This is a genomic window from Pseudomonas sp. GV047, assembly GCF_003058245.1.
Taxonomy (GTDB): domain Bacteria; phylum Pseudomonadota; class Gammaproteobacteria; order Pseudomonadales; family Pseudomonadaceae; genus Aquipseudomonas; species Aquipseudomonas marginalis.
Map to the genome: position 1 here is coordinate 182,718 of NZ_QCWA01000007.1, position 12,027 is coordinate 194,744.

Genomic DNA, 12,027 nt, shown 5'->3' on the forward strand with positions numbered 1-12,027 from the left:
AATTTAACCCTTTAAAATCAATAAGTTATTTTAAGCTTGATAAAGGCCCATCACTCACTCGCCAAACCCGACAATCGCCTTGGTTTCCAGATACTCCTCAAACCCCTGCACCCCATACTCCCGCCCATTCCCCGAGCGTTTGTAGCCCCCAAACGGCGCCATCGGATTCCACGCCGGATGGTTCAGGTGCACCTGGCCCGCGCGTATACGCGACGCCACCGCCCGCGCAAGATCAAGGTCCTGCCCCTGAACGTGGGCGCCCAGCCCATAGACCGTATCGTTGGCGATGGCGACGGCTTCATCCACCGTCTCATAGGCAATGATGCACAGCACCGGCCCGAATATTTCCTCCTGGGCAATGCGCATGGCGTTGTCCACTTCGGAAAACACCGTCGGCCGCGTATAGAAGCCCTTGTCAAAACCCGCCGCCCGTCCCGGCCCACCGCACACCAGTTTGGCCCCCTCATCGAGGCCGGCCTGGATCATGCTTTGGACGCGATGGAACTGGGCTTCGTTGGCGATCGGACCCAACTGCGTCTGTTCCGATTGCGGGTCGCCGACGATCAGTGCATTCGCGGTAGCCGCCGCCAGGGCTTCGACTTCGGCCAGGCGGCTTCTTGGCACGATCATGCGGGTCGGCGCGCTGCACGACTGGCCGACGTTGCGAAACGCCGACATCACCCCCAGCGGCACAGCCTTGGCGAAGTCGGCGTCGGGCAGCAGCACATTCGGCGACTTGCCCCCCAGTTCCTGGGTGACCCGCTTGACCGTCGGCGCGGCCGCCTGGGCAACCAACGCGCCTGCGCGGTTGGAGCCGGTGATGGAAATCATGTCGATATCCCCATGGGCGGCCATGGCCGCGCCGACTTCGGCACCGCTGCCGTTCACCAGGTTGAATACCCCAGGCGGCAGGCCGGCGTCATGCACCAGTTGGGCAAACAGCAGGGCGCTCAATGGCGACAGTTCGCTGGGTTTCAACACCACGGTGCAGCCGGCGGCGATGGCCGGGGCGACTTTTGCGGTGATTTGATACAGCGGCCAGTTCCACGGCGTGATCAGGCCGCACACGCCGATAGGCTCGCGCTCGATTGCGGTGCCGCCTTCCACGGTCTGGAAGCGATAGCTGGACAGCAGGTCACGGGCGACCCGCACGTGTTCGGCCGCCAGCGGCACTTGCATGCCCCGCGCAAAACCGATGGCCGCGCCCATTTCCAGGGACAGCGCCTGTGCCAGCTGCTCTTTGCGTTCAAGGATCAGGGCGTGGATTTTCCCCAGCACCTGGGCTCTCGCAGCCGCCGGGGTTGCAGACCAACCGGCGAACGCCCCGCGTGCCGCCGTAACGGCCCGGTCGACATCCTCCGCAGACCCGCGTGCCACCTCGACAACCACGGCTTCAGTGGCCGGGTTGACCACCGGCAGCGTCGCCGGGATCGCCGGGGACGTCCAACGCCCGTTGATGTAAAACTGGTGAGCCGTTTGCGCATCAACGCTGTAGCTGTTTGAAGATTGAGTTGTCATCCAACTGGCTCCCTGGAGCGGTAATAGGCGTTGCAAACAGCACGGCCCGGTGTCCGGATAAGCTAGCAAAAGGCTCCCGCGCAAAGATGCCGTTATTCAACGCTGCAAGGGATAATCTGCTGAATCCGGCAGGCGGGTGAGGCTCATATGAGTTTTCCTGTGGTGGGGGCGTTTGCCGGCACCGTCGAAGGTTGGGTAAAGCGCCGGATATCGAACGGGCTGATCAAGGTGCTGGTACTGCCGGTGCTGATCAGTTCGGCCATCACATCCCCCACGCCCGGGCCGAGCTGGAAGCCGTGGCCGCAGAAGCCGAAGGCATAAAACAGCCCGTCCACGCTGCCGCTGGGGCCCATCACCGGCAGGGAGTCGGGTGTATAGCTTTCGATGCCGCTCCACACGCGGATGATGTTCAGTTTCTCGGCGCCCGGTAACAGCCGTTTCATCTGGCGCATCTGGTTGAGCAGGCTCTCGGGCTTGAAAAACGCGCGGCGGTTGAGCATGTCCGGCGTGCAGCGGGCGCCGCCACCGATGATGATGTTGCCGCGCGGGATCTGGCGGAAGTAGATCACCTCTTCCTTGAGCTTGGTGAACACACCGATCACGGTTTTCAGCGCATAGGGCACCGGTTCCGTCACCGACATCTGCGGGCCGTTGGGCTCCAGCGGCACCGGCTCGCCGAAGCGCTCGGACAGGCGCGCGGCCCAGGCGCCGGCGGTAATCAACAATTGCTCGGCAACAAACAACTGACCGTCGGTGGTGGTGACGTGGAACAGGCCGTTGACCTTTTCCACGTCGGCGACTTCGGTTTTTTCCTCGATGCGTGCACCGAGGCGCCGTGCGGCGCGGGCAAACGCCGGCGCGGCCAGGCGTGGGTTGGCGTGGCCGTCGTGGGGCGCGTAGGAGCCGCCTTTCACCTCGGGGCCGAGGAAACCGAAACGCTGGTGCAACTCGGCGCCGCGATAGATTTTCAGGTCCAGTTGCGCGGCTTCCGGCGCAGCGGCGTAGGCCTCCAGTTCAGCGATTTCATCTTCGCGATAGCACACGCGCATGTGGCCGCTGGGGATGAATTCCAGGTCGTCGTCGATCAGCTCCGGCAGGCGCTTCCACAGTGCCCATGAACGGTTGGCCAGTTCCAGTTGCCCCAGGTAGCGGCCCTGGCGGCGCACATTGCCGAAGTTCACACCGCTGGCGTACTGACCGATCTGGTCGCGTTCCAGCAGCGTGACCGAGCAGCCGCGGCGGCGCAGGAAAAACGCCGACGAGGCGCCCATGATGCCGCCGCCGATGATCAGCACAGCGCTTTTTTGCGGGTTCATGCAGGCTGCTCCTGTGTGGCACGGGCCACCGCTTCGATTTCGATCAGGTAGCCATGGTGCAGCACCGGCACGGGCACCACGGCGCGGGCCGGTTTATGTTCACCCAGGCAGCGCGCATAAATTTGATCAAAGGCGGGCCAGTGTTCGATGCCGACCACGTAGACCGTCACTTTGAGCAGGTCACCGAGGCTCAGGCCCGCTTCACCGAGGATCGCCACCAGGTTATCCAGGGCAAGCGAGGCTTGCACCGCGAACGGTTGCCCGGCGCTGTGCTCGCCATTGGCGCGTACCGGCAGTTGCCCCGACACATACAGCACGCCGCCGTGTGCCACCGCCTGGGAATAGTGCCCGCCCGGCGGTGCCGCGTGGGGGCTATGAATCGAGTGGATGCGATTACCAGCCATGCAGGCGACTCCAGGTGTGCACGCTGCCATCGGCCTCCACCGCGTGATAATCCGGGAACTGCGCGCCGGTGGCACAGGCATGGTTGGGCAGGATGCGCAGCCGACTGCCGATGGGAAAGCGCGTGACAAGCGCGTCACTGTGGGCAGCGCCCAGGCTGACGATGCCGTGTTCCTGGTTGGCAGCGCTGACCCGCGCGCCGTCGATCCAGTCGCCCGCTTCGCTGCACACTTGGCCGTAACCGAAGTCCTGGTGCTGGCGCTGGGTGCCACGGTCACGGCTCATGGCCATCCAACCGGCGTCGGTGATGATCCAGCCTTTGTCCGGCTGATGGCCGATCACGGTGGTCAGTACGCTCAGCGCCAACTCATCGGCCTGGCACACGCCGATGTTGCGCATGACCAGGTCGAAGAACACATACACCCCCGCGCGCACTTCGGTGACGCCGTCCAGGTTCAGCGCCGAGAGGGCCGTGGGAGTGGAGCCGATGCTGACCTCGGGGCACGCCAGCCCGGCTGCGCGGAGGGTGTCTGCGGCGTGTACGCAAAGTGCGCGTTCCTGTTCGGCCAGCGCTTGCAGGGGTTCAAGGCTGTCCAGCTCGTAGCTCGAGCCGGCGTGGGTCATCACGCCACGCAGGTGCAGGCCGCCCTCGCTGAGGATGCGGGCGACGTCGATAAGTACAGGGTCCTGCGCGGCCAGGCCGGAGCGATGGCCGTCGCAATCGATTTCGATCCACACGTCGAAGCGTGCTTCATGCTGCTGTGCGAAAGCGACGATGGCCTCGGCGCCCGGGACGCTGTCGGTGAGCAGGCTGAGGTTGCAGCCTTTGCGCCACAGGGCCAGGGCCTGGGGCAGTTTGCCCGGGGCGATGGCCACGGCGTAGAACACATCGCGGATGCCGGCGGCGAAACAATGCTCGGCTTCCTTGAGGGTGGACACTGTGACACCGCTGGCCCCGGCGGCGATCTGGGCGTGGATCACCGGCAGGCACTTGCTGGTCTTGATATGCGGGCGCAAACGCACGCCCAGGCTGTTCATGCGCTCTTGCATGCGCTGGATATTGCGCTGCATCTGCGGGATGTCGACGAGCGCGGCGGGCGTGTCGAGGGAAGCAATCGGCGTGGACATGGCGGACCTCGTGTGGCGGGGGACAGGCTGCACTCTACTCAGCTGTTGTTAACCTGTGGTTCAATCGGTGCTCATCAATCATTAAGTAAAATTGAATGATTTCCATCGAAGACCTGCGCCTTGCCGTGACCCTGGCCCGCTCGGAGTCGCTGAGCGCCGCCGCCCGCACCCTGAATGTGTCGCCGCCGGCGTTGTCCATGCGCCTGCGCAAGTTGGAGACGCTGCTCGGGCTGAGCCTGGCCAATCGCGATGCGCGGCGCCTCAGCCTGACGGCGGATGGCGAGCGTTTTTCGCGGGAGAGCGCGCTGTTGCTGGAACAGCTTGAGGCGCTGCCGGAGTCGTTCCGGCACAAGGATGAAACCCTGATGGGCACCTTGAGGGTGGCGGCGCCGTTTGGCTATGGCCGCCAGCGCATCGCACCGCTGTTGGCGCGGTTTGCCAAACTGCACCCGCAGCTGTGTTTGCACTTGGATTTGCGCGAGACGCCCTGGCCCGATCGCCATGACAGCGATGCGGTGGTTCACATCGGCCATCTGAATGACAGCTTGTGGACCGCGCGGCCACTGACACCAAACGAGCGCTGGTTGTGCGCCAGCCCGGCCTACCTGCACGCCCATGGCGTGCCGTCTGCGCCGGACGAGCTGGCGTCCCATCGCTGCATCTGCATTCGGGAAAATGATGAGGACGTGACCCTGTGGCACCTGCGCAAAGGCCAGGGCCGCAAGACCCTGCGCGTGGAACCTGCGTTGTTGAGCAACGATGGCAGTGTTGCCCGACGTTGGGCCGAGCAAGGCTTGGGGCTGGTGCTGCGTTCGCAGTGGGACGTGAGTGACGCCGTGGCCAGCGGCAGCCTGGTACGTGTGTTGGCGGACTGGAGCTTTGACAGCGCACCGGTGCTGCTGCTGGTGCCGTCGCGCAAACTGCGCAGCCCGCGCGTACAGGCGTTGGTGACGTTTCTGGAAGAGGCGTTGAAGGCCTGAGTCACTTCACCGCGTAGACCTTGCGCACGTACACCGTGCTGGTCCAGGCGCAGGGCGCGCCCTTGGCCACGAACACGGTGTCGCCGGTATTCACCGTGACTTCGCCACCTTCGTTGCCCTGCAGGGTGACGCGGCCTTCGAGCAGGTGCATCAGTTCGTGCAGTTTGTGCGGGCGGCCGTGGCGGGCGTAGGGCGTCGAGTCCCAGATGCCGATGCGCAGCTCGGTCACGGCATCGTCGAACAGGTTGAGGGCGCGGCACTGCGGGGTAGGGCCGATCAGTATCTGCGGTTCCGGCGCGGCGGAGGAGTTGAGCAGAGTGTGCGGCTCGAGCAGGGTCAGGCCGGGGGACACCGGGGCATCGGCCTGCTCGACTGCGCAGAACGCCCATTCGCTGCCTGCACTGGCCTGCACCGTGAGGCGTGTGCCGAAGCCGATGACGGCGCTGGCGCCGACGTCCAATTCCAAGGTCTGTTCCGCGTCACTGAGCACGACATGGCCTGCATGTACCACCAGCGTTTCGCTGTGGGGGAACTCTTCGATCACCGCTTCGCCGCTGAAGGACACCACGCCGGCTGACACGCCATCGTCGCCCATCCAGGCGAGTTGGCGGCTGTCGCCGAACGGGTCCAGCGCGCTCAAGGCGGCTTTGTTGAAAGACGTGGCAACGCGGCTGCCGTCGGCGCGTGCCAACAGCAGGATACGGGGAGATGACATGGGGAGTGCTCCGGGAGAAAAGTCAGCCGATCGCCTGGGTGATCAGGGCAAAGGGGTGGACGCCTTGGCTGGCCTGGGGTGGCGTACCCAGGGCCATTTGCGCGACGGTGTCGATGTTCTTCAGGCCGGCCTGTTCGAGCCAGTCGCTGAGGCCGCAGGCAACGGGAATGTCGATGCGCACAAAGGTGTCCGGCACCTGGGCCAGCAAGGTGGCGATCAGGTACTTGGCCTGCTCGATATTTTCCGCCACCACCGGGCCGATGCAACGCCCACGCCCAAACGGCCGCAGCAGGGCGAAGCCGCGTAGCCGGCCGTCGCGTTCGATACCCACGGCGTGCTCCACCTGCAGGTCACGCAGCACTTCACGGCGGTCCATACCGCTGGCGGCCTTGGCCAGCGCGAGCAGGCTGGCGTGATCATCGGCGTTAAGCGCCCGGCAGGTTTCGCCGTCGGCCAGCGTCGGCAGCGCGGGCACCACCGCCTGGCCCTGATGCTGCTGCACCCGGCCGAACTCGACGAACCCCTGGCTGGCATACAACGGCGCGCCGGCGAGGGTGGCGTTGAGGACCGGCGTGCGCGTATCGCAAGCGGCAATGGCCTTCTCCATCAAGCGCCGGCCGATGCCCTGGCCCTGGTAGTCATTGCTGACGATCACCAGGCCGATGGTGGCGTAGTCGCCCTGGGGGCAGGTGAACGCGCTGCCGATCAGCCGCTCGCCATCCATGACCACGAAGCCGTCGCTGACCCGTTGCAACATTGCCCAGTCTTCCAGGCGGTGAGGCCATTTGAGTTGCACCGACAAATCGTGGGCGGCCGGCAGATCGGCTGCGGTCATTGGGCGGTAGAGATAAGTGGGGTGTGGCAGGGCGGACATGGCGAGCCTCCGTAGAGCGTTGTTTTGGCGGTGTCAGGTTGCTTGTATCCCACCTGGGTTGGAGGCTGGCAAGGGGGCCGGGAATATTCGGTAGATTCCTCGCGGTGTGCGGGGCGAGACCACAGTTACTACTTAATTGGGGTTGGGGGGCAGCAGCAAATGCCATGGGGTTGGCGTTGGAGCCAACTGGAGTAGGAAGGGTGTACACGGTACAAATGTGGGAGGGGGCTTGCTCCCGATGAGGCCGTGTCAGTGGATACATCTGTAGCTGACCCACTGCCATCGGGGCATAAGTATCTACACATTTTTTTCAGCGGTCTGTGGCGAGGGCACTTGCTTCCGTGGCGGCCTTCGGGCCGACCGCTTTTTTTGGGGGGTGAGTACATATCCGTTGCTGCGGTAACGGCTGCCTATGGTTCCGCTCTTACAGCGGGTCACTTTTGGAAAGACCCAAAAGTAACCAAAAGGTCTTCGCCCCAACACTCGGTGCCTCGCCTAGGCTCGGCATGCCCTCACTCCGGCTTTGGAGCGTGGGCCGCCGCGATGGGCCATCCCTGGCCCAGCGCGGCTAACCCGGCGTCCTGCCGGGTTACCCACGCTCCAAAGCCTGCGTTCGGCCAGCGTGTTTGACGGGGCGATGCCAAATCAAAAACAAAAGCGAGGCGGCCTTAAAGCCGACCTGATTATTGAAGCGTGCGCGGTGTGGCTTCTACTTCCTTAATCGCTGACGAAGTCAGCAATCTTTTGATCTGGCTCTGGCTCTGGCTTTTGATCTTGATCTCAGGCGCCCCGTTAACCACGCTGGCCGAACGCAGGCTTGAATCCGTGGGTAACCCGGCAGGACGCCGGGTTAGCCGTCCTGGGCCAGGGATGGCCCATGACGGCGGCCCACGGATTCAAGCCGGAGTGAGGGCATACCGAGCCTAGGCGAGGTACCGAGTGGTGGGGCGAGGACCTTTTGCTTACTTTTGGGTCCTTCCAAAAGTGAGCCGCTGTAAGAGCGGAACCCTAGGTGGCCGTGACCGCAGCAACGGATATGTACTCAGTCAAACCCAACGACATGGTCGGCCCGAAGGCCGCCACGGAACCCAGCTCCCTCCCACCGTTCAACCCGCCACACTTTCTGCCGCCCCCACCCCCGTGCTTAAGCCTCTGCACCCCGAAAAGCCCCCTAAAAGCGCACAAACACTGGCCCTGCCCAAGCCTGGCGCGCACCGCAAAGTCTGCTGAGCCCGGCCACCAAAACGGTGGTTTGTATTGAGCGCAGGTCTTTTTAGACGGCATATGCTGATTTCACAGTGGTGTAATGAACCTGTGCTGCAACGAGGCCGACGCGCCGCCAGGGCAGCGAACGCTTGTCACACTCAACGAACTCCAGGACCGCACTCAATGAGCTTTCTTCGTCCCAAATTCATTACGTTCGACTGCTACGGTACGCTGACCAACTTCCATATGGGCACCATGACCCGCGAGCTGTTCGCCGATCGCATCACGCCCGAGCAGATGGACCAGTTCGTCAAGGATTTCTCGGCCTACCGCCTCGACCAGGTCATGGGCGACTGGCGCCCCTACGATGAAATCCTCAAGACCGCCCTGGCTCGTACCTGCAAGCGCTGGGGTATCGACTATCGCGAGGAAGGCCAGCTGTATTACGACGCCGTGCCGACCTGGGGCCCCCATGCGGACGTGCCGGCCGGGCTGTCGAAAATTGCCGACAAGATTCCCCTGGTGATCTTCTCCAATGCCAGCGACAGCCAGATCATGTCCAACGTCGACAAGCTCGGCGCGCCGTTCCACAAGGTGTTCACCGCCGAGCAGGCCCAGGCCTACAAGCCGCGCCTGGCCGCGTTTGAGTTCATGCTCGACAACCTCGGGTGCGGCCCGGAAGACATCTTGCATGTGTCGTCCAGCTTCCGTTACGACCTGATGCCGGCCCATGACATGAAGATCAAAAACAAAGCCTTCGTTGCCCGTGGCCACGAAGTGCCGGGGAACGCGTTCTACGGTTACCAGCAGATCACCGATATCGGTGGGCTGCCGGCGCTGGTCGGTCTGTAATCGCACACCTCTGAGGGCAAGACATGGGCAGTGAATCCTATTGGCTCGACACCGCACCGGCGTTTACCGGTGCCCGGCTGGGTGGTTTGCCCAGCCAGGTCGATGTGGCTGTGGTCGGCGGCGGGTTCACCGGCCTGGCGGCAGCGCGGGCGTTGGCGCTCAAGGGCGCCAGTGTGGTGGTGCTCGACGCCGGGCGGGTGATCGGCGAGGCCTCGGGACGCAACGGTGGGCAGTGCAACACCGGGGTGGCCCAGGATTACGCCGGGCTGCACGCCAGCCTCGGCGCCGCCAAGGCACGCGCCTATTACCAGGCCTATGAAAGTGCCGTGCACACCGTGGTGTCACTGGTCGAGCAGGAAGGCATTGCCTGCGACCTGGTGCGCAACGGCAAGCTCAAGCTGGCGGCCAAGCCGATGCACTACGAAGGCCTGGCGCGTACCTGCGAGCTGATCCGCCAGGAGGTGGATGCCGAGGTCGAGCTGCTCAGTGCCGAACAGACCCGTGCTGAGGTCAATTCGGCGCAGTTTCATGGCGGCCTGCTGCAGCGCAACGGCGTGCAGATGCACGTCGGCCGCTTCGGCGTCGGCCTGGCCGAAGCGGCGGCGCGGCGTGGTGCGATGATCTATGAGCACACCCAGGTCAAGGATTGGCAGGCCCAGGCCGGCGGTTACCAGGTCAACACCGCCAAGGGTTCACTGCACGCCGGGCAAGTGCTGCTGGCCACCGGTGCCTGCCAGCATGGCGACCTCGGCTGGTACCGCCGGCGCATTGTGCCGGTGGGCAGTTTTGTCATCGCCACCGAAGTCTTGCCCCAGGCGCTGATCGACCAGTTGCTGCCCCGGCACCGCGCCTATGTGACCAGCCGCATGATCGGCAACTACTTTCGCCTGACCCCGGACAACCGTCTGCTGTTTGGCGGGCGTGCGCGGTTTGCCATGTCCGACAGCGTCTCCGACGCCAAGAGCGGCAAGGTCCTGCAAGCGGCGATGCTGAACATGTTCCCGCAGTTGGCGCACGTGAAGATCGACTACTGCTGGGGTGGCCTGGTGGACATGACGTCCGACCGCCTGCCCCGCGCCGGCCAGCATGGCGGCGTGTTCCACTCCATGGGCTACAGCGGCCATGGCGTGCAGATGTCGGTGCACATGGGCCAGGTAATGGCCGAGGTCATGGCCGGCAATACCGCGGCCAACCCCTGGCGCGAACTGGAATGGCCGGCGATTCCCGGGCATTTCGGCAAGCCGTGGTTCCTGCCGTTCGTGGGGGCTTACTACCGCTTCCAGGACTATCTGCACTGAGTCGCCGTTGTTGCGTCACCGTCGTTTGTGTTTCCAGGACGCTCCGGACATCCGTGAGCACTCGATTCTTCCGATTATCGACAGGTAGCCTTGCTATGACTGACAACAAAAACACCCCCGAACTCATCTCCGGCCAGGACAGCCTGCGGGTGTTCGAACGTCTCAACCGTGGCATGTCGCGCCGCAACGCCCTGCAAATGCTCGGTGTGGCCGGTGTCGCCGCCGCCGGTGCCGGCAGCCTGTTCGGCGCCGCCGGCAAGCTGTTCGCCGACGAGGCCGCCGTGGCCGGCAAAGGCAAGCCAGGCGGCAAGATCCGCGTGGCCGGCATGTCCAGCTCCACCGCCGATACCCTCGACCCGGCCAAGGGCGCGCTGTCCACCGACTATGTGCGCCACTACATGTTCTACAACGGCCTGACCCGCTTCGATAAGCACCTGGTGCCGCAACTGGAACTGGCCGAGCGCATCGACAACACCGACGCCACCGTCTGGACCATTACCCTGCGCAAGGACGTGACCTTCCACAACGGCAAGGCCCTGACCGCCGCCGACGTGGTGTTCTCCCTCAACCGCCACAAAGACCCGCTGACCGGTTCCAAGGTCATGCCGCTGATGGAGCAGTTCGCCGAGATCAAGGCCAGCGGGCCGAACGAAGTGCAGATCCGCCTCAGCGCGGCCAACGCCGAATTGCCGTCGATCCTCGCGGTGTCCCACCTGTTGATCGTCCCCGAGGGCACCAGCGACTTCAGTAAAGGCATCGGCACCGGACCGTTCACCGTGGGCGAGTTCAAGCCCGGCGTGCGTTCGATTGCGGTGCGCAACAAGAACTACTGGAAACCGGGCCTGCCGTACCTCGACGAGATCGAGTTCATCGCGATTGCCGACGAGCCATCGCGGGTCAATGCACTGCTGTCGGGCGATGTGCACATGATCAACGAGGTCAACCCGCGCTCCACCACGCGCATCAAGGCCAGCGCCAAGCACCGCGTCGTCGACGCGCCGTCGGGCAACTACACTGACCTGATCATTCGCCAGGACCAACTGCCCGGCAAAAGCCCGGAATTCACCCAGGCCATGAAGCTGCTGCTCGACCGTGAACAGGTCAAGTCCGCGGTGTTCCGTGGCTTTGCGGTGGTGGGCAACGACCACCCGATTGCGCCGGGTTCGCGCTACTTCAATACCGACTTGCCGCAGACGGTCTACGACCCGGAAAAAGCCAGGTTCCTGCTGAAGAAAGCCGGCATGGAAAGCATCACCATGCCCGTGATGGCCTCGCCTGCCGCCACCGGCTCGGTGGACATCGCCGTGCTGTTGCAGCAATCGGCCAAACAGGCCGGGCTCAAGCTCGACGTGAACCGCCTGCCGAGCGACGGCTACTGGTCCAACCACTGGATGAAGCATCCGCTGAGCTTCGGCAACATCAACCCCCGGCCGAATGCCGACGTGATGTTCTCGCAGTTCTTCCAGTCCAAGGCGCCGTGGAACGAGTCCGGCTGGCAGAACGATCAGTTCGACCAGTTGCTGATGCTGGCCCGTGGCGAAACCGACGACGCCAAGCGCGCCAAGATGTATGGCGACATGCAGGTCCTGGTGCACGACCACTGCGGCATCGGCGTGCCGGTGTTCATCAGCAATATCGACGGCGTCGACCAGCGCATCAAAGGCTACGACAGCAACCCACTGGGCGGTTTCATGGGCTACATGTTTGCCGAGCAGGTGTGGTTGGACGCTTGAGGAGG

10 protein-coding genes are annotated in these 12,027 nt (G+C 64.0%); 4 read left to right on the forward strand and 6 right to left on the reverse strand.

Features of this window, described 5'->3' with window-relative positions:
• Positions 1–54: 54 nt before the first annotated feature.
• The 4 genes from C8K58_RS19690 to C8K58_RS19705 all read right to left on the reverse strand — a co-directional run bounded on the left by C8K58_RS19690 (position 55) and on the right by C8K58_RS19705 (position 4,364).
• On the reverse strand, positions 55–1,518 hold the full coding sequence (locus C8K58_RS19690) for an aldehyde dehydrogenase family protein (protein ID WP_108574156.1): 1,464 nt from the start codon (positions 1,516–1,518) through the stop codon (positions 55–57).
• Positions 1,519–1,661: 143 nt separating this feature from the next.
• Entirely contained in the window at positions 1,662–2,834 is a 1,173-nt protein-coding gene (locus C8K58_RS19695) for an FAD-binding oxidoreductase (protein WP_108574157.1), read from the reverse strand.
• Positions 2,831–3,238 carry a RidA family protein gene (locus C8K58_RS19700; protein ID WP_092354818.1) on the reverse strand — a complete coding sequence of 136 codons (408 nt, stop codon included), beginning with the start codon at positions 3,236–3,238 and terminating at the stop codon, positions 2,831–2,833. The genes C8K58_RS19695 and C8K58_RS19700 overlap by 4 nt, the downstream gene beginning before the upstream one ends.
• The gene (locus C8K58_RS19705; protein ID WP_108574158.1) at positions 3,228–4,364 is read right to left on the reverse strand and encodes a DSD1 family PLP-dependent enzyme; all 1,137 of its coding nucleotides are present in this window, start codon (positions 4,362–4,364) and stop codon (positions 3,228–3,230) included. The genes C8K58_RS19700 and C8K58_RS19705 overlap by 11 nt, the downstream gene beginning before the upstream one ends.
• A 95-nt stretch (positions 4,365–4,459) precedes the next feature.
• Here C8K58_RS19705 and C8K58_RS19710 point away from each other — a divergent pair, with 95 nt between their 5' ends.
• Positions 4,460–5,344, forward strand: coding sequence for a LysR family transcriptional regulator (locus C8K58_RS19710; RefSeq protein WP_108574159.1), 885 nt, complete (start codon positions 4,460–4,462; stop codon positions 5,342–5,344).
• Position 5,345: 1 nt separating this feature from the next.
• On the opposite strand, the gene C8K58_RS19715 is transcribed toward C8K58_RS19710, so the two are convergent.
• On the reverse strand, positions 5,346–6,059 hold the full coding sequence (locus tag C8K58_RS19715; RefSeq protein WP_108574160.1) for a cupin domain-containing protein: 714 nt from the start codon (positions 6,057–6,059) through the stop codon (positions 5,346–5,348).
• A gap of 22 nt (positions 6,060–6,081) precedes the next feature.
• Complete coding sequence (locus C8K58_RS19720; protein WP_092354806.1) at positions 6,082–6,933, reverse strand: GNAT family N-acetyltransferase; 852 nt, start codon at positions 6,931–6,933, stop codon at positions 6,082–6,084.
• A 1,389-nt stretch (positions 6,934–8,322) separates the two neighbouring features.
• Between C8K58_RS19720 and C8K58_RS19735 the strand changes: the two genes are divergently transcribed.
• The 3 genes from C8K58_RS19735 (at position 8,323) to C8K58_RS19745 (ending at position 12,022) form a co-directional block, all read left to right on the forward strand.
• Entirely contained in the window at positions 8,323–8,991 is a 669-nt protein-coding gene (locus C8K58_RS19735) for a haloacid dehalogenase type II (protein ID WP_065940281.1), read from the forward strand.
• Positions 8,992–9,014: 23 nt separating this feature from the next.
• A complete protein-coding gene (locus C8K58_RS19740; RefSeq protein WP_108574161.1) occupies positions 9,015–10,289 on the forward strand; it encodes an FAD-binding oxidoreductase in 1,275 nt (424 codons plus the stop codon).
• A 95-nt stretch (positions 10,290–10,384) separates the two neighbouring features.
• Positions 10,385–12,022, forward strand: coding sequence for an ABC transporter substrate-binding protein (locus C8K58_RS19745; RefSeq protein ID WP_027607457.1), 1,638 nt, complete (start codon positions 10,385–10,387; stop codon positions 12,020–12,022).
• Positions 12,023–12,027: the final 5 nt, after the last annotated feature.